Origin of the sequence: Streptococcus alactolyticus (assembly GCF_042649785.1) — a bacterium.
GTDB lineage: Bacteria > Bacillota > Bacilli > Lactobacillales > Streptococcaceae > Streptococcus > Streptococcus alactolyticus.
The window spans coordinates 1-20,592 of record NZ_JBHRZX010000004.1; the positions used below are offsets into that span (position 1 = coordinate 1).

20 protein-coding genes are annotated in these 20,592 nt (G+C 42.7%); 18 read left to right on the forward strand and 2 right to left on the reverse strand.

What is annotated here, in order from left to right:
* Positions 1-158 precede the first annotated feature (158 nt).
* Positions 159-887, forward strand: a complete 729-nt coding sequence (locus ACFORE_RS00580) for a YebC/PmpR family DNA-binding transcriptional regulator (protein ID WP_235280809.1) — start codon at positions 159-161, stop codon at positions 885-887.
* Between the two features lie 80 nt (positions 888-967).
* Here ACFORE_RS00580 and queA read toward each other — a convergent pair whose 3' ends face one another.
* Complete coding sequence (gene queA, locus ACFORE_RS00585) at positions 968-1,996, reverse strand: tRNA preQ1(34) S-adenosylmethionine ribosyltransferase-isomerase QueA (protein ID WP_168261001.1); 1,029 nt, start codon at positions 1,994-1,996, stop codon at positions 968-970.
* Positions 1,997-2,237: 241 nt separating this feature from the next.
* Here queA and ACFORE_RS00590 point away from each other — a divergent pair, with 241 nt between their 5' ends.
* The 17 genes from ACFORE_RS00590 to ACFORE_RS00670 all read left to right on the forward strand — a co-directional run bounded on the left by ACFORE_RS00590 (position 2,238) and on the right by ACFORE_RS00670 (position 19,930).
* Positions 2,238-2,738 carry a VIT1/CCC1 transporter family protein gene (locus tag ACFORE_RS00590; protein ID WP_154454416.1) on the forward strand — a complete coding sequence of 167 codons (501 nt, stop codon included), beginning with the start codon at positions 2,238-2,240 and terminating at the stop codon, positions 2,736-2,738.
* Between the two features lie 138 nt (positions 2,739-2,876).
* Positions 2,877-3,581 (forward strand): glucosamine-6-phosphate deaminase, encoded by a 705-nt coding sequence (gene nagB / locus ACFORE_RS00595; RefSeq protein WP_154454415.1) that lies wholly within the window; start codon positions 2,877-2,879, stop codon positions 3,579-3,581.
* Positions 3,582-3,627: 46 nt separating this feature from the next.
* Complete coding sequence (locus ACFORE_RS00600; protein ID WP_154454414.1) at positions 3,628-4,344, forward strand: pseudouridine synthase; 717 nt, start codon at positions 3,628-3,630, stop codon at positions 4,342-4,344.
* A gap of 51 nt (positions 4,345-4,395) precedes the next feature.
* Complete coding sequence (locus ACFORE_RS00605) at positions 4,396-5,355, forward strand: competence protein CoiA (protein ID WP_204984749.1); 960 nt, start codon at positions 4,396-4,398, stop codon at positions 5,353-5,355.
* A 1-nt stretch (position 5,356) separates the two neighbouring features.
* Positions 5,357-7,159 carry an oligoendopeptidase F gene (gene pepF, locus ACFORE_RS00610; RefSeq protein ID WP_235280807.1) on the forward strand — a complete coding sequence of 601 codons (1,803 nt, stop codon included), beginning with the start codon at positions 5,357-5,359 and terminating at the stop codon, positions 7,157-7,159.
* Between the two features lie 80 nt (positions 7,160-7,239).
* Positions 7,240-7,851 carry an HAD-IA family hydrolase gene (locus ACFORE_RS00615; protein ID WP_235280810.1) on the forward strand — a complete coding sequence of 204 codons (612 nt, stop codon included), beginning with the start codon at positions 7,240-7,242 and terminating at the stop codon, positions 7,849-7,851.
* A gap of 53 nt (positions 7,852-7,904) precedes the next feature.
* Positions 7,905-8,606 (forward strand): O-methyltransferase, encoded by a 702-nt coding sequence (locus ACFORE_RS00620; RefSeq protein ID WP_154454411.1) that lies wholly within the window; start codon positions 7,905-7,907, stop codon positions 8,604-8,606.
* A 65-nt stretch (positions 8,607-8,671) separates the two neighbouring features.
* The gene (locus ACFORE_RS00625) at positions 8,672-9,754 is read left to right on the forward strand and encodes a peptidyl-prolyl cis-trans isomerase (protein WP_380434896.1); all 1,083 of its coding nucleotides are present in this window, start codon (positions 8,672-8,674) and stop codon (positions 9,752-9,754) included.
* 316 nt (positions 9,755-10,070) lie between these two features.
* On the forward strand, positions 10,071-12,689 hold the full coding sequence (gene alaS / locus ACFORE_RS00630) for an alanine--tRNA ligase (RefSeq protein ID WP_235280806.1): 2,619 nt from the start codon (positions 10,071-10,073) through the stop codon (positions 12,687-12,689).
* 55 nt (positions 12,690-12,744) lie between these two features.
* Positions 12,745-12,933, forward strand: coding sequence for a peptidase (locus ACFORE_RS00635; RefSeq protein WP_154454408.1), 189 nt, complete (start codon positions 12,745-12,747; stop codon positions 12,931-12,933).
* Between the two features lie 150 nt (positions 12,934-13,083).
* Positions 13,084-13,866, forward strand: a complete 783-nt coding sequence (locus ACFORE_RS00640; protein ID WP_235280805.1) for a carbon-nitrogen family hydrolase — start codon at positions 13,084-13,086, stop codon at positions 13,864-13,866.
* 12 nt (positions 13,867-13,878) lie between these two features.
* Positions 13,879-15,072 (forward strand): pyridoxal phosphate-dependent aminotransferase, encoded by a 1,194-nt coding sequence (locus ACFORE_RS00645; RefSeq protein WP_204984744.1) that lies wholly within the window; start codon positions 13,879-13,881, stop codon positions 15,070-15,072.
* 147 nt (positions 15,073-15,219) lie between these two features.
* The gene (gene argC, locus ACFORE_RS00650; RefSeq protein WP_264879542.1) at positions 15,220-16,242 is read left to right on the forward strand and encodes an N-acetyl-gamma-glutamyl-phosphate reductase; all 1,023 of its coding nucleotides are present in this window, start codon (positions 15,220-15,222) and stop codon (positions 16,240-16,242) included.
* A gap of 69 nt (positions 16,243-16,311) precedes the next feature.
* Positions 16,312-17,505 carry a bifunctional ornithine acetyltransferase/N-acetylglutamate synthase gene (argJ, locus tag ACFORE_RS00655; protein ID WP_154454405.1) on the forward strand — a complete coding sequence of 398 codons (1,194 nt, stop codon included), beginning with the start codon at positions 16,312-16,314 and terminating at the stop codon, positions 17,503-17,505.
* 10 nt (positions 17,506-17,515) lie between these two features.
* Positions 17,516-18,250, forward strand: a complete 735-nt coding sequence (argB, locus tag ACFORE_RS00660; protein ID WP_380434897.1) for an acetylglutamate kinase — start codon at positions 17,516-17,518, stop codon at positions 18,248-18,250.
* Between the two features lie 23 nt (positions 18,251-18,273).
* Positions 18,274-19,404 (forward strand): acetylornithine transaminase, encoded by a 1,131-nt coding sequence (locus tag ACFORE_RS00665; RefSeq protein WP_295583680.1) that lies wholly within the window; start codon positions 18,274-18,276, stop codon positions 19,402-19,404.
* Positions 19,388-19,930: an NAD(P)H-dependent oxidoreductase gene (locus tag ACFORE_RS00670; protein WP_380434902.1), complete on the forward strand. Its 543-nt coding sequence runs from the start codon at positions 19,388-19,390 to the stop codon at positions 19,928-19,930. Before ACFORE_RS00665 ends, ACFORE_RS00670 begins: the two co-directional genes overlap by 17 nt.
* A 64-nt stretch (positions 19,931-19,994) precedes the next feature.
* Here the strand turns inward: ACFORE_RS00670 and thiT are convergent, their stop codons facing one another.
* Positions 19,995-20,561, reverse strand: coding sequence for an energy-coupled thiamine transporter ThiT (thiT, locus tag ACFORE_RS00675; protein ID WP_264879539.1), 567 nt, complete (start codon positions 20,559-20,561; stop codon positions 19,995-19,997).
* Between the last annotated feature and the right edge of the window lie 31 nt (positions 20,562-20,592).

Sequence of the window (20,592 nt, forward strand, 5' to 3'; positions counted from 1 at the left end):
TTTTCTATGCACGAAAAGGCTCCATAACTTCTGACTGGGTGTTATCCACTACAGAAATTATAGAGCCGAAAAAGCCATGTCAGGTTATGCTGATGTGGCTTTGTTTTTTATGTTCGTGGAATTTGTGATATAATACACAGACGTAAGGAGGATTTTGTATGTCTGGACATAACAAATGGAGCAAAATCAAAAACAAAAAAGGCGAAGCAGATGCTAAACGAGGGGCTGTTTTTAATAAATTGTCCCGTGAAATTTTTGTAGCAGCTAAAGCTGGTGGGGGCGATCCAGCCATGAATGCCAGCCTTCGCATGGTATTAGACAAGGCGCGTGCGGCGAATATGCCAAAAGATAACATCAATCGTGCCATTAAAAAGGCAACTGATGTTGGGGACACAACAAACTATGACGAGATTACTTATGAGGGCTATGGTCCTGGCGGTGTAGCGATTTTAGTACACACGTTAACAGACAACAAAAAACGTACGGATGCCAACCTACATACTATTTTTACCCGCAATGGAGGTAATATGGGCTCAACAGGTTCAGTGGCTTATATGTTTGACCGCAAGGGGTATTTGGTGATCGAACGTGAAGGCTTAGATCTCAGTGAAGATGATATGCTGGGAATGATTTTAGAAGCTGGGGCTGATGATCTGAAAACAACAAATGACGTGTTTGAAATTTTGACAGAACCCAAAGCTTTTCCTGAAGTGAAAGAAGCCTTGCAAGCTCAAAACCTTACCTTTGCCCACGCCCAATTGAGCATGATTCCGCAAAACTATGTCAGTCTTGATGAAGAACAAGCAGCTATCTTGGAAAAACTCGTTGATAAATTAGAAGACGATGACGATGTTCAAGACGTTTACACCAACATGGCAGAGGATTAAGACAATAGCATAATACTCACCCCACACAAAAACTCCCTACCCACCAAGCTTTGTGCTTGTGGATAAGGAGTTTTTTCTTGTTATTTCACGAACATGGCATCGCCAAAACTAAAGAAACGGTAGTGTTGGTCAATGGCGTGTTGATAGGCTTCAAGCACAAATTCACGTCCTGCAAAGGCAGATACGAGCATTACGAGGGTTGATTTTGGCAAGTGGAAGTTGGTTGAAAAGGCATCAACAACCTTAAAGTCATAACCAGGTTTGATGAAAATGTTGGTCCAACCGCTATCTGCTTTAATCTCACCGTTAAATTTGGAACCGATGGTTTCAAGGGTGCGGATAGAAGTTGTTCCGACGGCTACCACGCGACCGCCAGCAGCCTTGACGTCGCGCAAGGTTTGAGCGGCTTCTTCAGAAAGGGTGTAAAATTCAGAATGCATTTCGTGTTCGTCAATATTATCCACAGAAACAGGGCGGAAAGTTCCCAAACCAACGTGGAGCGTTAGGTAAACCAATTTGACGCCTTTGGCCTCAATTTTTTCCAACAAATCTTGCGTAAAATGCAGTCCAGCTGTTGGTGCAGCTGCAGAGCCATTTTCCTTAGCATAGACAGTTTGGTAGCGCTCAGGGTCATCTAGCTTTTCATGGATATAAGGTGGCAAGGGCATTTCACCAAGACTTTCGAGCACTTCAAGGAAAATCCCATCGTAGTCAAATTCTACAATGCGTCCGCCATGGTCCAACTCTTCCTTGACCGTAGCAGTCAAACGCCCATCACCAAAGGACACTTTAGCCCCCACGCGCAAGCGTTTGGCAGGTTTAGCCAGCACTTCCCACTGGTCGCCTTGTGTATTTTTCAAAAGCAATAATTCCACGTGACCGTGCGTGTCAGGTTTTTCACCGTACAAGCGAGCAGGCAAAACACGTGTGTTGTTCATCACGAGGGCATCGCCAGGGTTCAATTCGTCCAAAATGTGGTCAAAATGCGTGTCCACCATGTCATGGGTTTTACGGTCAATAACCAACAATTTAGAGCTATCACGTTTTTCAAGAGGGGTTTGTGCAATCAATTCCTCAGGCAAATCAAAATCAAAATCTTTGATGTTCATGTTATTATCCTTAATTCTTATAGTTTATCAATTCTACATTATAACACGCAAATGCCTTGCCGTCATCTCACACTTCTCTATACTAGCTATAAAAAAGAGAATATCTCTCTTTTATTGTAACCATTCTAAAAAAGTGCTATAATAAAAGCGAAGTTTATTTAGAATTATTATAAATATTTTTTATGGTAAGGGACTTGATGTAAGCAGTCATCGTACCATAAACACGGGGAAGGTGATGAAATTGGCTATTAAGAATTATGCGAAGTCGATTGTCTATGGTGGGATGGATGGGATTGTAACCACGTTTGCCGTAGTAGCTGGTGCTGTCGGGGGTAACTTAGGAGTTGAATCTATCTTGATTTTAGGTTTTTCTAATCTCTTGGCAGATGGTTTCTCTATGGCAGCTGGGGATTATTTGAGTTCGACAACAGAAGAGTCTAACATCAAAGATAAGTCTATCAAGAATGCCTTAGCGACCTTTGCTTCTTTCATCATTTTTGGATTGATTCCTTTATTATCTTACATTTTCATGGGAGTATCGACGGTCTTTAAAGCCCATACCTTCTTGTTGGCCTGCTTGTTTGTATCTTTTGCCCTCTTTTTGTTAGGTTTGGTTAAAGGCTTAATTACAGGTGAAAACAAGGCAAAAGAAATCTTCAGAACCTTGTTTATCGGTCTGGTGGCAGCGCTTTTTGCTTACTATGTCGGAGAAGTGCTTGGTCATATCGCAGGTACTATCTAGATTTTAAAAAGAAAATATCGAAGTTTGAGAGTTTGGCTCTCAGACTTTTTTTGTTTCAAAAATTTTCTTGACAAAGATTGGTATATACCATATAATAAAAATAGATAAACGGTCTATACCAAACAAGGAGGCGTTACAATGAAAATCATTCGTGTACAAAATCAAATAGAAGGCGGCCAAGTGGCATTCTCACTCTTAAAAGATGAAATGGCTAAAGGTGCTAAGACATTGGGCTTGGCAACAGGTAGCACGCCACTTGCTTTTTACGATGAGATCAGAAAGAGTGATCTTGATTTTTCAGACATGACCAGTGTCAATTTGGATGAGTATGTGGGCTTGGCAGCTGATAATGACCAAAGTTACCATTACTTCATGCAGGAAAATCTTTTCCGGGCCAAATCCTTTAAAGAAAGTTTCCTTCCAAACGGGTTGGCAAGTGATTTACAAGAAGAAACACGTCGTTATGATCAAGTGATTGCAGAACACCCTATCGATTTTCAAATTTTAGGGATTGGTCACAATGGGCATATTGGTTTTAATGAACCTGGAACGTCATTTGATGTGACAACACATGTTGTTAATTTGACAGAAGATACAATTAAAGCAAATAGCCGTTTCTTTGATAGCATTGACGATGTGCCAAAACAAGCCATTTCAATGGGAATTCAATCCATCATGCAATCTAAAATGATTGTCTTAATGGCTTATGGTCAAGGCAAAGCTGATGCTATTAAACAAATGATCGAAGGACCTGTGACAGAAGACTTACCAGCCAGCGTTCTTCAAAAACACCCTAACGTAGTGGTTATTGTGGACGAAGCTGCTGCCAGCGCATTGGATTAAGTTTATTTTTGGCAAGATCTTGCCTGAGTCATGGTACAATAGTCCTATGCGTTTAGATAAATTATTAGGACAGGCGGGCTTTGGCTCGCGAAATCAGGTGAAAAAATTGATCCGTAGCCGTCAGGTTTATGTGGACGGGCGTTTGGCTGAGTCGGATAATCTCAATGTCGAACCAAGTCTACAAGCCATTACGGTATCAGGTAAATCCGTGACCGCGTCATCTGAGAAGTATTTTCTCCTTCATAAGCCAACAGGAGTCGTTTCTGCGGTGTCGGATAAGGAACATCAGACGGTAATTGATTTGATAAAGCAAGGGGACCGCGTTTCTGGGCTTTATCCTGTTGGGCGTTTGGACCGCGACACAGAAGGCCTTCTCTTGATAACCAATAATGGTCCCTTGGGCTATCGCCTCCTGCACCCCAAGCATCATGTTACAAAGACTTATTATGTTGAAGTGAATGCCCTATTGGCGGAGGATGCTCCTGACTTTTTTGCAAATAGGGTAACTTTTGCGGACGGTACGGTTTGTAAGCCTGCTAGGCTTGAACTGATCATGACGAGTTCAGATAAAAGTTCGGCCTACATTACCATTTCCGAAGGTAAATTTCACCAAATTAAAAAGATGTTTTTGGCTTACGGTGTGAAGGTGATTTACCTGAAACGCCTAACTTTTGGCGATTTTCAATTAGGTGATTTGCCCAAGGGTCGCTACCGTGAATTGACAGTATCAGAAAAAGAAATCTTGAAAACCTATTTGGATTAGCCTCCAATGGTTTTCAGGATTTTTTCGAATAAAGCGGTAGGAGGTGTGTTTATGTTATCAGCACTCGATGAAAAGGGGCAATTGGTGTCGGTATTGGACGGCATTCCAGATAAACAAGCCTTTAGGTGCCCTGCCTGTTATGCTGCTTTGCATTTGAAAAATGGCATGGTTTTGCGCCCGCATTTTGCCCATGTGTCTTTGGAGCAATGCGACTTTTACCATGAAAATGAAAGTAGCGAACACCTGCAGTTGAAAGCAGCTCTCTACCGTGCTATTACGCGAACAGATGACGTCGTGGTAGAGCAAGTTCTACCAGAGTTACAACAAGTAGCAGATGTCATGGTTAATGGTCATTTGGCCTTGGAAGTGCAATGTTCTCGCTTGTCGCAGAAGCGTTTGTTTGATCGCACGCGGGCTTATCAAGAGCACGGTTTTCAAGTGCTTTGGCTCTTGGGTAAAAAGTTGTGGTTGGGTGAACGCTTGTCTTCTTTGCAGCGGCACTTTTTGTATTTTTCACAAAACATGGGGTTTCATTTGTGGGAGCTGGATGCCACACAGGAAGTTATTCGGTTGCACTATTTGATTTATGAAGATTGGCATGGCAAGTTGCATTATAAGACTAGGACATGTGCGTTTTCAGATGATGTGATGGCTTTTTTACGTTTGCCCTACCAAAGACAAGCCTTATCTTGTTACAGCGTCGAGCAAGACCCGCAGTTGCTGACCTATATTCAAAGGCAATTGCTGGCGCGTCAGAGCAAATGGCTGCAAAGGCAGGAACAGGCCTATTTGAAAGGAACTAATTTGTTGAGCCTGCCCTTGTCTGCTTATTACCCCCAGGTTCGCCCCTTAACAGCGAAAGAAGGTTTTTGCCAGATTAGGCAGGATTTATCCGTCTTTTATGAGCAATTTAGCCGTTATTACCAAAATCAGTCGGAAAAAGAACGTCAATGGCTTTATCCACCAGCCTATTATGATAAAATGGTAGGTAAAGAGCAAAAAGGAGAATAAGATGTCAGATAATCGTCGTCATATTGATGAAAAATACCAATGGGATTTGCGTACCGTGTTTGCGACTGATGAAGCTTGGGAGCGAGAATTGGCAGCTATCGCGTCAGACTTGGATGAAGCCAAAAAATGTAAGGGACACTTGGTTGAATCTAGCCAAAATTTGCTAAGCATCACGGAGCAATATTTGGACTTGTCGCGCCGTTTGGAGAAGGTTTATGTGTATGCGTCAATGAAAAATGACCAAGACACAACAGTTGCAAAATACCAAGAATACCAAGCTAAAGCCACAGCCCTTTATGCCAAATTTAGCGAAGTTTTTGCCTTTTATGAGCCTGAGTTGTTGCAGTTGTCGCAGGCAACTTTTGCGGATTTTGTGGCAGAAACGCCAGCCTTATCAGCTTACGCGCATTTCTTCGAGCAATTGTTTAAACGTCAACCACACGTCCTATCACAAGCTGAGGAGGAATTGTTGGCTGGCGCTCAAGAAATTTTTGGGGCTGCGGGTGAAACCTTTGGTATTTTGGATAATGCCGATATGGTTTTCCCTATCGTTTCAGATGATGAAGGCAATCAAGTGCAGTTGACCCACGGCAATTTTATCAGTTTGTTGGAGTCTAAAAATCGTGAAGTTCGCAAAGAAGCTTACCAAGCCATGTATGCAACCTACGAACAATTCCAGCACACTTACGCGAAAACCTTGCAGACCAATGTCAAAGTGCACAACTATGATGCACGCGTTCACCATTTCCAATCAGCTCGTGAGGCAGCTCTTGCGGCTAATGATATTCCAGAATCGGTATATGATACCTTGGTGGAAACGGTCAATGATTACTTGCCACTGTTACACCGTTATGTCGCCTTGCGCAAAAAAATCCTCAAATTAGATGATTTGAAAATGTATGACTTGCATACGCCTCTTTCTGAAATGGACATGAGTTTTACTTATGAGGAGGCTTTGAAGAAGGCTGAGGAGGTTTTGGCTGTTTTTGGTGAAGATTACGCTGCGCGTGTACACCGTGCCTTCACGGAACGTTGGATTGATGTGCATGTTAATAAAGGCAAATGCTCAGGGGCTTATTCAGGTGGGTCTTATGACACCAATGCCTTCATGCTTTTGAACTGGCAAGACACCTTGGACAATCTCTTTACCCTCGTTCACGAAACAGGGCACAGTTTACATTCGACTTTCACACGCGAAAACCAACCTTATGTTTATGGGGATTACAGCATTTTCTTGGCGGAAATTGCATCAACAACCAATGAAAATATCCTGACAGAAACCTTGTTAAAAGAAGTGACAGACGACAAGGCACGTTTTGCCATTTTGAATCATTATTTGGATGGTTTTAAGGGCACTATTTTCCGTCAAACGCAGTTCGCTGAATTTGAGGACAGCATTCATAAGGCAGATCAAGCAGGTGACGTCTTGACAAGTGACTACCTCAACCAACTCTATGCGGAATTAAACGAGAAATACTATGGCCTTAGCAAAGAGGACAATCCTGAAATCCAATACGAATGGGCACGGATTCCGCATTTTTACTACAATTACTACGTTTACCAATACGCAACAGGTTTTGCGGCAGCAAGCTATTTAGCAGATAAAGTTGTGCATGGCACTCAGGCAGACATTGACCGTTATCTTGACTATCTCAAGGAAGGTAGTTCTGATTATCCACTGAATGTGATTGCTAAAGCAGGTGTGGACATGACCAGTCGTGATTACCTTGATGCTGCCTTCAAGATTTTTGAAGAACGTTTGAATGAATTGGAAGCCTTGGTTGAAAAAGGGGCACATCTCTAAAAAGAGTTATGAGGTTGGCTTAGGCTAACCTCGTTTTGTGTTATAATAAAAGCAATTTGTGAAGAGATTGGGGAATGAACGTGACAGCATTGATTTGGGATTTTGACGGCACCTTGGTGGATTCTTACGAGGCAATTGGTGAAGCTTTGCAGGCGACTTATGCCCATTATGGCTTGGATTTTAATGAAGAATGGGTGATGGCATTTATCATCAAAGAATCCGTCAAGGCCCTGCTCTATCAAGTGGCCAAAGAGCACCATCTGGATTTTGCGGCCTTGTCAGCTTTTTTCAAAAAAGAGCAGGAGGCGCGTGACGATAAGATTAAATCTATACCACATTTGGTGGAGGTTTTGGCTGCTACTAAGGCAAAAGGAATCAACCATTTTGTCTATACGCATAAGGGCATTACGGTAAATGATGTCTTGGAACGTTTTGGGGTCCGTCAATACATCATCGAAGTGGTGACTTCTGCCAATGGCTTTGCTAGAAAACCTAGTCCAGAAGTCATTGATTATGTGATAGACAAGTACCATTTGGATAAGGCAAGAACTTATTATGTTGGCGACCGTCGTTTAGACGTTGAGGCTGCAGAAAACGCAGGTATTCCATCTCTTAACCTTGGGCAACCGTTTTCAGCCAATAACCAGCATATCGAGGATTTATCAGATATTATTCGTTTGTTTGAAGTATAAAAATCGAGGTAAATCTATTCACATCGGCCGCGTTTTGCTATATAATAACAGTTATGGTTAAATCATATTCAAAAACAGCAAATCACAATATGCGCCGTCCTGTGGTGAAAGAGGACGTTGTGCGTTATATGCGTAATCAACAAAAGCCAAATGAGGGCTATCTCGCAGAACTGGCCGATTTTGCACATCGCGAAAATATTCCTATTATTCAGCACGAAGTTGTGGCTTATTTCCGTTTTTTGATGCAGACCTTGCAGCCCAAAAATATTTTGGAAATCGGAACGGCTATCGGTTTTTCAACGCTTTTGATGGCTGAAAATGCGCCAGGCGCTAAGATTACGACATTGGACCGTAATCCTGAGATGATTGCCTTTGCTAAGGACAATTTTGCCAAATACGACACACGTCATCAAATCACCTTGGTTGAGGGCGATGCCGTAGATACCTTGTCAAGCATTGAGGGAGAATTTGACTTTGTCTTTATGGATTCTGCCAAGTCAAAATACATTGTCTTTTTACCAGAAGTTTTGGAACACTTGAAAGTCGGTGGGGTTGTTGTCTTTGATGATGTGTTCCAAGGCGGTGACATTGTCAAGCCAATTGAAGAGGTTCGCCGTGGACAACGTACTATTTACCGCGGCTTGCAGCGTTTGTTTGACGCGACATTGGACAATCCAGATTTGACGGCTACGCTTGTCCCACTGAGCGATGGCTTGTTGATGATTCGCAAAAATGCAGAAGATGTCACGCTATAGATTAAGCAAGATTTAAGATATTATGATATACTGATAGAGTTAACGACAAATTAAGGAGTTTAGTAATGGCTAATAATGAAAATTCAGGGTTCAAGAAAGTGATTCAAAGCACAGCTTTCAAAGGGATTTCAATTGCGGTAGCGTCAGCGTTAATCGGTGCTGGTCTTACTTACCTTGCAACAAATAATAACTCAGAAAATAAAGCATTGGTTACTATGAAAGGCGATACTATTACTGTATCTGATTTTTACAATGCTGCAAAAGATAGCTCGTCTTCAAAACAAACTATGTTGAACTTGATTTTGTCACGCGTGTTCGAAGAACAATACGGTGATAAAGTATCAAGTGAAGATGTGGATAAAGCTTACGACAAAACAGCAGAGTCATACGGTTCATCATTCTCCAGTGCATTGGCTAATGCTGGTTTGACTGCCGACACTTACAAACAACAAATCCGCACATCAATGCTTGTGGAATATGCTGTTAAACAAGCGGCTAAGAAAGAATTGACTACTAAAAACTACGAAGAAGCTTACAAAGACTACCAACCAGACACAACAGCTGTTGTGATTGCTTTGGATGATGAAGAAAAAGCTAATTCTGTTCATGACCAAGCAACAGCTGACGGTGCTGATTTTGATACTATCGCAAAAGATAACACAACTGCGAAGAAAACAGAATACACATTCAATTCAGCAAGCACTGATTTGCCAGAAAGCGTTATGGAAGCTGCCTTTAACCAAGACGAAGGTTCTGTTTCTGATGTAATTAAAGTTATGGATACCTCAACTTATTCATACAAATACTACATCGTTAAAACAACTAAGAAAACAGAAAAGGATTCAAACTGGAAGACTTATAAGAAAGAGTTGAAGAAAATCATTATGGCACAATACCAAAATGATACAAACTTCCAAAACCAAGTGATTGCAGATACACTTGAAAAAGCTAACGTTAAGATTAAAGACAACAGCTTTGCAAGCATCTTATCACAATATGCTACAAGCTCATCATCAAGCTCTTCTAAATCATCAAGCTCATCAGACAGTTCTTCAGAGTCTAGCTCATCTGAATCTGAATCAAGTTCATCTGAAGCAACATCAGCAAGCGAAGAAGCGTCAACAACTGAGTCAAGCTCTAATGAGTAACAAACTTGACCAGACGTTAAAATTACAGTACAATTAAGGGGATTGAGAATCGTTTTATCTTTCGGATACAGAAAAGTGGTGGCTGCTGCGAACCATGGAAGAGGGTAAATCGTGCTACTCGATTGCCGTTAGGTTATCAAGTCTGAATTGTCTTGAGATAGCCTACTAAACAATTAAAAACGTAAATGAAGAATGACAAGTTCATTGAATAGAGGTGGTACCGCGGCTAGTGTCGCCCTCTGGATATGGCTTGTCGTTTTTTTGTGAGCATGTGCAAACGTCACATGCCATCAAATAGAGATAAAGGATACACGTAATGAAACAATTAACTAGTGCACAAGTGCGTCAAATGTGGTTGGATTTTTGGAAATCAAAAGGTCACTCAGTAGAACCATCAGCTAACTTGGTTCCTGTTAATGACCCAACCTTGTTATGGATTAACTCAGGTGTGGCAACACTGAAAAAATACTTTGACGGTACAGTTGTCCCAGAAAACCCACGTATTACCAATGCCCAAAAAGCTATTCGTACAAATGATATTGAAAATGTTGGTAAGACAGCCCGTCACCATACGATGTTTGAAATGTTGGGGAATTTCTCTGTGGGGGATTACTTCCGTGATGAAGCCATCACTTGGGGATTTGAATTGTTGACAAGTCCTGAGTGGTTTGATTTCCCACAAGACAAACTTTACATGACTTACTACCCAGATGATAAAGACACTTACAATCGTTGGATTTCTCTTGGTGTTGAGCCAAGTCACTTGATTCCAATTGAAGATAACTTCTGGGAGATTGGTGCTGGACCTTCAGGACCAGATACCGAAATCTTCTTTGACCGTGGGGAAGACTTTGACCCTGACCACCTTGGTATCAAATTATTGGCTGAAGACATTGAAAACGACCGCTACATCGAAATTTGGAACATCGTTTTGTCACAATTCAACGCTGATCCTGCTGTTCCGCGTTCAGAATACAAGGAATTGCCACATAAAAACATTGATACGGGTGCTGGTTTGGAACGTTTGGTTGCAGTTATGCAAGGGGCTAAAACAAACTTTGAAACAGACCTCTTTATGCCAATCATTCGTGACATTGAAAAATTATCTGGTAAAACCTACGATCCAGATGGCGACAACATGAGCTTCAAAGTCATTGCTGACCATATCCGTTCGCTTTCATTTGCCATCGGTGATGGTGCTCTTCCTGGTAACGAAGGCCGTGGTTACGTGCTTCGTCGCTTGCTTCGTCGTGCTGTTATGCATGGTCGTCGCTTGGGCATCAACAAACCATTCTTGTACCAATTGGTTCCAACCGTTGGTCAAATCATGGAATCTTATTACCCAGAAATCCTTGAAAAACAAGATTTCATTGAAAAAATCGTTAAACGCGAAGAAGAAACCTTTGCTCGTACCATTGATGCTGGTTCAAATATGCTAGATGAATTGTTGGCTGAATTGAAAGCAGAAGGCAAAGATACCGTTGACGGAAAAGACATCTTCAAATTGTATGATACTTACGGTTTCCCAGTTGAATTGACAGAAGAATTGGCAGAGGACCAAGGTTTCAAGATTGACCATGCTGGTTTTGAAGCTGCCATGAAAGAACAACAAGAACGTGCTCGTGCTAGCGTGGTTAAAGGTGGTTCAATGGCTATGCAAAACGAAACCCTTTCAAGCATTACAGAACCTTCTGTCTTTAGCTATGAAGACGAAGTGCTTGATGCGAGCTTGTCTGTTATCATTGCGGACAACGAACGTACAGAAGCGGTTTCTGAAGGTCAAGCCCTTCTTGTCTTTGACCAAACACCGTTCTACGCTGAAATGGGTGGACAAGTAGCTGACCACGGGGTTATTAAAAATGATAAAGGCGACATTGTGGCGCGTGTGACGGATGTGCAAAAAGCACCAAACGGTCAACCTCTTCATACGGTTGATGTTTTGGCAAGCTTGTCTGTTGGCACAACTTACACGCTTGAAATCGACAGCAAACGCCGTCACCGTGTGATTAAAAACCACACAGCTACTCACTTGCTTCACGCAGCCCTTCACAATATCATCGGCGACCATGCTACCCAAGCAGGTTCATTGAATGAAGAAAGCTTCTTGCGTTTTGACTTCACTCACTTTGAAGCCGTAACGCCTGAAGAATTGCGTCGTATCGAAGAAGAAGTTAACCAACAAATTTGGAATGCTATTCCTGTTAAAACCATTGAAACAGATATTGATACGGCTAAATCAATGGGTGCTATGGCTCTATTTGGTGAAAAATACGGTAAAAATGTTCGTGTGGTAACCATCGGTGATTACTCAATCGAGCTTTGCGGTGGAACACACGTGTCAAACACTTCTGAAATTGGTATCTTCAAGATTGTGAAAGAAGAAGGAATTGGTTCAGGAACACGTCGTATTATTGCCGTGACTAGCCAAGAAGCCTTTGAAGCTTACCGTCAAGAAGAAGAAGACCTTAAAGCTATTGCTGCAACTTTGAAAGTTCCTCAATTGAAAGAAGTGACTAACAAAGTAGCAAGCTTGCAAGAACAATTGCACCAATTGCAAAAAGAAAATGCAGAATTGAAAGAAAAAGCTGCAGCTGCCCAAGCTGGTGATGTCTTTAAAGACGTCAAAGAAGCTAACGGCGTTCGCTACATTGCAAGTCAAGTAACGGTTTCTGACGCTGGTGCCCTTCGTACTTTTGCAGACAACTGGAAACAAAAAGATTACTCTGACGTGCTTGTATTGGCCGCAGCTATTGGCGAAAAAGTCAATGTCCTTGTGGCAAGCAAATCAAAAGACGTTCATGCGGGTAACTTGATTAAAGCTTTGGCACCAATTGTTTCTGGTCGTGGTGGTGGTAAACCAGACATGGCTATGGCAGGTGGTTCTGACGCTGCTAAGATTGCAGACCTTCTTGCAGCAGTTGCTGAAAACGTGTAACAAACCGCATCAGTTAGGCAGCAGCTTAGCAGATTAAGGAGTTGTTTTAAAGTAGATGACACCCAAAAATAGACTTTTAAAAATGGCTATTGCCTTTATCGGCTTGACCTTGCTTATTTTGATCTATATGGCTATCAAAGAGGCGGTAAGCGGACATCTTAATATGGTTTATCTTATTGCAATCCTAGCTGAAGGGAGTTTATTGAGCAGTTTTGTCAGGCTATTAAAGGAAAAGTCCAAATAATCATGAGGAGTTCCAATTGGGAACTCCTTTTTGGTTATAGTTTTTAACTATCGATTGCTTTTGAAATAACTATTTTACGATGTGAGGCGATGTTGCTATAATAGGCACTAAGATTTTAGAAGATTATTGTCATATAGAATCGAGGATACAATGAAAGTAGCACTTATTCAGATGGCTATTCGTGAAGGACAGCCTAAGCAAAATACAAAAACCGTATTGGCATTATTGGAAAAAGCGGTGCTGGATGAACCTGATGTGATTGTTCTGCCTGAAATGTGGAACACAGGTTATGCTTTGAGCCAGCTTGCTGATTTGGCAGATGACAATGGTGAAAGGACCAAAACTCTTTTGCGGGCCTTTGCCAAGAAACACCATGTAAATATCGTGGCAGGTTCGGTAGCAACCAAGAAAAAAGATAGCTTTTTTAACACGACTTATGTTTTTGATCGGACGGGACAGGTCATTGTGGACTATGATAAAATTCATTTGTTTGGTCTGATGGGAGAGGATCAATTTTTGCAAGCAGGGCACCAGCCAAGTACTTTTGTTTTGGATGGCATTCAGGCGGCTAGTGTCATCTGTTATGACATTCGGTTTCCAGAATGGATTCGGACGCTCATGTCTGGTGGTGCCAAAGTTCTGTTTGTGGTGGCTGAGTGGCCGACAGAACGCGTGGCGCAGTGGGAAATCTTATTGCGGGCGCGTGCGGTTGAAAATCAGGCCTTTGTTGTCGCTGTGAATCGGGTTGGCAAAGGAGATTTGGATAGCTTTTCAGGACACTCCTTGGTTATCAATCCTTTAGGAGAAGTGATTTTACAAGTGCCAGATAACCAAGAAGGTGTTTTTTCCACTTGTTTGGATTGGTCAGAAGTGGAAAAAGTACGCGGGCAAATACCTGTTTTTGCGGATCGAAAACCCCAGTTGTATCATTAAGGAGGCGTGCAGATATTTTCACAATCACAGATTTTACAAGATTTACCCAAACAATTTTTCGTCAATTTGGTGGCCAAGGTAAATGCCAAGCAGGCTGAAGGGTATGATGTTATCAATCTCGGACAAGGCAATCCTGACCAGCCGACCTATGATTTCATTGTAGATGCCTTGATTGCTTCGGCTAAAAATCCAGTGTCGCATAAATATTCATCTTTTCGTGGGAATGCTCATTTTAAAGAGGCAGTGAGTCAATTTTATCGGGAACATTATCAGGTTGATCTTAATAGCGAAAAGGAGATTTGCGTGCTTGGTGGTGCTAAAATCGGTTTGGTGGAATTTCCTTTGGCTTTGATGAATCCTGGGGATTTGTTGCTACTGCCTGACCCTGGCTACCCTGATTACCTGTCTAGTGTGGCCTTGGCGCAGATTGATTATGCGACATTTCCATTGACCAAAGCCAATCACTTTTTGCCTGATTTAACAGCTATTCCTGAGGACGTAGCAAAACGGGCTAAGTTTATTTATGTCAATTACCCCAATAATCCGACGGGTGCGGTGGCAACTGCAGCCTTTTACGAAGAATTGGTGGCTTGGGCTAAAGCCTACGATGTCGGTGTTATCAGCGATTTTGCTTACGGTGCCTTGGGAGCAGAAGGTTATGAAAACCCAAACTTTCTTTCCACACCTGGAGCTAAGGACGTCGGCATTGAACTATACACTTTCTCCAAAACCTTTAATATGGCAGGCTGGAGGCTTGCTTTTGCGGCTGGCAATGCTCAGTTGATTGAGGCGCTTAACTTGTTGCAAGACCACTTGTTTGTGAGCGTCTTTCCAGCGATTCAAGATGCAGGTGCGGTGGCACTTTTGGATGAACGGTCGAAAGATGCCGTTGCAGACTTAAATAAGACTTACGATGAACGACGTCGTGCCTTTGTTCAAGCCGCTGAGAAGATTGGTTGGCACGCTTTTGATTCTAAAGGGTCATTCTATGCTTGGATGCCTGTGCCAGAAGGTTATGACAGTGAGCAGTTTGCTGACTTGCTTTTAAATGAAGCCCACGTGGCTGTCGCACCAGGAAAAGCCTTTGGGAAACAAGGTGACAGCTATGTCAGAATCGGTTTATTGGTTGATCCCGAACGTTTGGTCGAAGCTGTTGAGCGCATCGGCAAATTACATCTGTTTGAAAAGACGAATTCCCATTTGTAACGATACAAAGGGAATCAGATTATTTCCCTCGTTAATAAGCAGTTGATTTTATAATCAACTGCTTATTATTTTTATTCAAAAAAAGCACTTGACTTATGAATAAATATGCTATAAAATAGACACATATTTATTCAAGGGGTGTATATTATGAAAGTGTCGATTGTTGGTATCACTGGATACAGTGGTTTTGAATTGGTTAAAATATTGAATAATCATAAAAAAGTGACGATTGCTTCGATTCATGCCACCAAGGATATTAGCCGACGCTTGTCAGATATCTATCCTTACCTTTCTGGGATTTGTGATTTGGTGATTGAAGCCTTTGACGCGAAAGCTATCATGGCAGTTTCTGACTTGGTTTTCTTTGCGACTCCAAGCGGCATCGCTAGTCAATTGGCAGCTCCTTTTGTAGCAGCTGATTTTCCAGTGATTGATTTGTCTGGCGACCATCGTCTGCCTGCAGATGTTTATGAAAAATGGTATCACAAACCCCCAGTAAGCGATGCTGTTTTGAGTCAATTTACCTACGCTTTGACAGAGTGGACAGACCTTAAGGGAAAACGTTTTGTTTCAAATCCTGGTTGCTATGCAACGGCAACAGAACTGGCCTTGCTTCCCTTGTTAAAGGCAGATGTGATTGAGGAAGATGCGATTATTGTTGATGCTAAAAGTGGTTTGACAGGTGCTGGGAAGGCCTTGTCTGAAGCCAGCCATTTCGTCAATGTGCATGATAATTATGTAACTTACAAGCTAAATCACCACCAGCATATTCCTGAAATTGTGCAAATGCTGCAAGAGGTCAACCCTAAGGTGCCGTATATACAATTTTCAACCTCGCTCTTGCCTGTTAATCGTGGAATTATGGCGACGTCTTATGTGAAGTTGAAAAAACCGTTGAGCAAAGCGGCATTAGATGCCATCTATCAAGCGGCTTACGAGGACAAACCTTTCGTGCGTGTGCAAGAGGATTTACCAGAATTGCATAATGTGATTGGGTCTAATTTTACGGATATTGGTTTTATCTACAATGAGGTGACAAATGTCTTAACGGTGGTGTCTGTGATTGACAATCTGATGAAAGGGGCGGCTGGTCAGGCAGTGCAAAATCTCAATGCCATGATGGGTTGGGATGAAACCGAAGGCTTATTGGTGTCGCCAAGTTATTTATGATAGAAAGAAAGGGTTAGGAGCTTTAAAAAGGAAGCTTTGTGCTTGTGGTTAAAGCTTTAGGTGATTAGGATGAAAGTGATTGAAGGCAATATTGCAAGCCCGCTTGGTTTTTCGGCAGATGGCTTGCACGCAGGGTTTAAGAAAAGAAAAATGGATTTTGGGTGGATTGTGTCAGAAGTCCCAGCCAGTGTGGCAGGTGTTTACACGACCAATAAAGTGATTGCAGCCCCTTTGATTGTGACGCGTCAATCGGTGAAAAAAGCTCAAAAAATGAAAGCCATCGTGGTCAATTCGGGTGTGGCCAATTCTTGTACGGGGGTGCAAGGCATGGAAGATGCCTACACCATGCAGCAATGGACAGCTAATAAATTGGGGGTTGAGCCTGATTTGGTGGGGGTAGCTTCAACAGGTGTCATCGGTGATTTGTTGCCAATGGACACGCTCAAAACAGGATTGTCTAAATTGGTGGTCAATGGCAATGCGGATGATTTTTCAAAAGCCATTCTAACAACGGATACTGTCGTCAAAACTGTTGCCGTGACGGAACAATTTGGGCGTGACGAAGTCACCATGGCAGGTGTGGCTAAGGGCTCGGGTATGATTCATCCCAATATGGCAACCATGCTAGCCTTTATCACGTGTGATGCCAATATTTCCAGTGAAACCTTGCAGTTAGCGCTTAGTCAAAATGTGGAAACAACGTTCAATCAAATCACAGTGGACGGTGATACCTCAACCAATGATATGGTCTTGGTCTTGGCTAATGGCTGTACGCTCAATGACGAAATCTTGCCTGACACAGCCGAATTTGAGAAGTTCTCGGCCATGCTCCACTACGTGATGCAAGAACTTGCTAAGAAAATTGCCAAGGACGGTGAAGGCGCAAGCAAACTCATTGAAGTTGTGGTAAAACACGCTCCTAACACCTTTGACGCACGAATGATGGCTAAAAGTGTGGTGGGCTCAAGTCTTGTGAAAACGGCTATTTTCGGCGAGGATCCTAATTGGGGACGTATTTTAGCAGCGCTTGGTTATGCGGGGGTCGATGTCCCTGTTGACAACATTGATATTGCTTTAGGAGATGTGCCAGTCATGCTGGGCTCAGGTCCTGTGGCCTTTGATGCCGAGGAAATGCAAGACATCATGCATGAAGAGGTTATTTGTATCACGGTGGATTTGCATTCGGGTGAGGCAACTGGAAAGGCTTGGGGTTGTGATTTATCCTATGATTATGTGAAAATTAACGCTTTGTATCGGACATAAGGGGAAGTTTATGGAACATGTCATTGTCATTAAAATCGGAGGTGTTTCCAGTCAGCACCTATCACAAGAATTCATTCAGCAAATCAAGCAGTGGAAGGCTGAAAACAAGCAAGTGGTTATCGTCCACGGTGGCGGTTTTGCCATCAACCAACTCATGGAAGAAGAACACGTGCCCATTACCAAGAAAAATGGCTTGCGCGTGACCAGACAATCAGACATGAAACTGGTTAGCTATGCCCTGTTGAACATCGTCGGTGCCAATTTGGTGAAAAAATTGAACCAATCGTCGCTAGATAGCGTCCAACTTTTGTCAAATATGCCAAAAGTGGTACAGGCAGATTTCTTGGACAAGGCGACTTATGGTTATGTGGGCAATGTGCCGCACATCGAGTCAGAGATTTTGGAGCAAATGCTGGCAGATCAGATGTTGCCAGTTCTAGCTTCTATTGGTTTTTCTAAGGATGGTAAGATGCTCAATATCAACGCGGATTACCTAGCGACAGCCATTGCCGTTGCTCTTGGGGCTGAAAAATTGGTGCTGATGACAGATGTCAAAGGAGTTTTGGAAAATGGTGCGGTGCTTGATCACTTGTCATCCACTGATTTTCAAGAAAAAATTGATAAAGGAGTCATCACAGGTGGGATGATTCCAAAGATTGAATCAGCGGTCAAGACAGTCTTGGCAGGTGTTGGTGAGGTTTTGATTGGCGATAATTTGCGGGCAGGCACATCCATAGTCTGCTAGGTTAGATTGATGAGGGGACAAGGATGACGAAACTATTTCAAAATTACAAACGCGCAGCGATTGAATTTGTCAAGGCAAAGGACAATTATCTCTTTGACCAAGAGGGCAAGGCTTATTTGGACTTTTCATCAGGAATCGGTGTGACTAATCTTGGTTTTCACCCTACTGTACAGGCGGCATTGCTCAAGCAGGCTCAAGACATTTGGCACACGCCTAATTTATATGAAAACTATCTGCAAGAAGAGGTCGCCAGTAAGTTGATTGGCGATAGGGATTATTTGGCCTTTTTTGCCAATAGCGGAGCAGAAGCCAATGAGGCTGCTATCAAACTAGCCCGTAAGGCAACTGGCAAGCAAGGCATTATCAGTTTTGTGCAGTCTTTTCACGGTCGGACCTATGGCGCCATGTCCGCAACAGGCCAAGACAAAATCAAAACAGGCTTTGGAGATGGTGTGCCGCATTTTAGCTATGCCATTTACAATGATTTGGACAGCGTGAAAGATTTGGTGACCAGCGACACTGCTGCCGTCATGCTGGAATTGGTTCAGGGAGAATCTGGCGTGCGTCCAGCAGACCCTGCCTTTATCACTGCCTTGAGCGCATTTTGTCAGGAAAATGGCATCTTGTTCATTGTTGACGAGGTTCAGACGGGCATGGGACGTACGGGCAAGCTTTACGCTTTTGAACATTATGGCATTGAACCTGACATTGTCACCCTCGCCAAAGGTTTGGGAAATGGTGTTCCTGTTGGTGCTATGCTGGGCAAGGCGAAATTTGGGGGGGCTTTTTCTTATGGCAGTCACGGTTCTACCTTTGGAGGCAATAAACTAGTCATGGCAGCAGCCTCAAGCGTTCTTGATGTCATGTTGGCAGAAGACTTTTTGCCACAGGTTCTTGAAAAAGGGCAGTATTTACAAACTGCCTTGCAGAAAGCCTTAGCTGAAAATGCAAAAGTGACTGACATTCGTGGCTTGGGTTGCATGATTGGGATTGAAACAACGGAAAATCTTACTGACTTGGTAATCAAAGCACGTGAACAGGGTTTGATTGTCTTAACGGCAGGCAGCAACGTTATTCGCCTTTTGCCACCATTGACTCTGACCAAAGAAAAAATAGACGAAGGTGTTGCCATTCTTACTGATATTTTCGACTAGAAAAAGAATTTTTCTCAAAAGAAACTCTTTTTTGGTTAACAAAAGCATTTTGGCTGAAGTCAAACAAGCACTTCCAGAAGTGGAATTGGATATTTTGAGTGACTTGTATCCTGATTATCAAATCGATGTAGCAGCCGAGCAGGAAAAGTTGCGTCAGGTAGATGTGATTGTTTTTCAGTACCCACTGTATTGGTATGCGGTGCCGTCTTTATTGCAAAAATGGCTTGAAAAGGTCTTTGTGCACGGCTTTTCTCATGGTGCTTCTGGGGATGCTTTAAAGGGCAAGTATGTGATTGCATCCTTGACCACTGGAGCTGGCGAGGCAGCTTATCAGGCAGAATCAGGCACCAGCATCGAGGATTTGTTAGCACCCATTCGCTTGACGGCAAAACTCACTCAGCTGAATTATCTTGGATACATTGTCACACACGATGTGTCTTATTCACTACGTCAAGATGCTGATAAGGCACAAGAAATTCTAGCCAAATCTAAAGACCACGCCAAACAACTGATTGCCCTCATTTAACAATTAGACGATTAGCTTTAACAAAAACTAGAAAAACCAGCTTGAGCAAGGAACTCAGGCTGGTTTAATGTCTAACCAAGAACAATTTCCCTTGGGTGGGGATGATGATGGCAAAGGTTAGGATAAGAAAGACTAGCGTCAAAAGGCCAGCAGTGCCATTGACGGTGAGGGAGTACATATAAGGGGACATGCCTTTGGGAGCATAGCTACCCCAAAAAAGAAGGCCTGCAAGAAAATGCCAAAAGTAGCGGACAAAAACAGCTAGACAGCCTCCTAAGCTGGCATAAATCAAAGTACGTCCCTTGTGTTCCTGTCTTAAAGCTTTTTGGAAAGGCGCCGCGAAAAAGCCTGCTAGTCCCATTGAAGCAAAGGCAAAGAGGTATTCAATAACCACTTGCGAAACGGATAAATACCAAACCTTCCCCAAAATAAAGTGCAGCAAGCCCCAAATGGTTCCCGCTAAAATGCCGTATTTTGGCCCACGTCGTAGAGAAAAAAGCACCAAGGGAATAGCACCAAAAGAAGGGCTAAACCAGCTAGCAAAATCAGGAATGTAAGACAAGGCCATGGCAAAAGCAGCAACAAGAGCCGTTTCGACCAAGATAGACAATCTAAAACGTTTGGATGACATTAAAAAAGCTCCTTTCACGACAAAGGAGCTT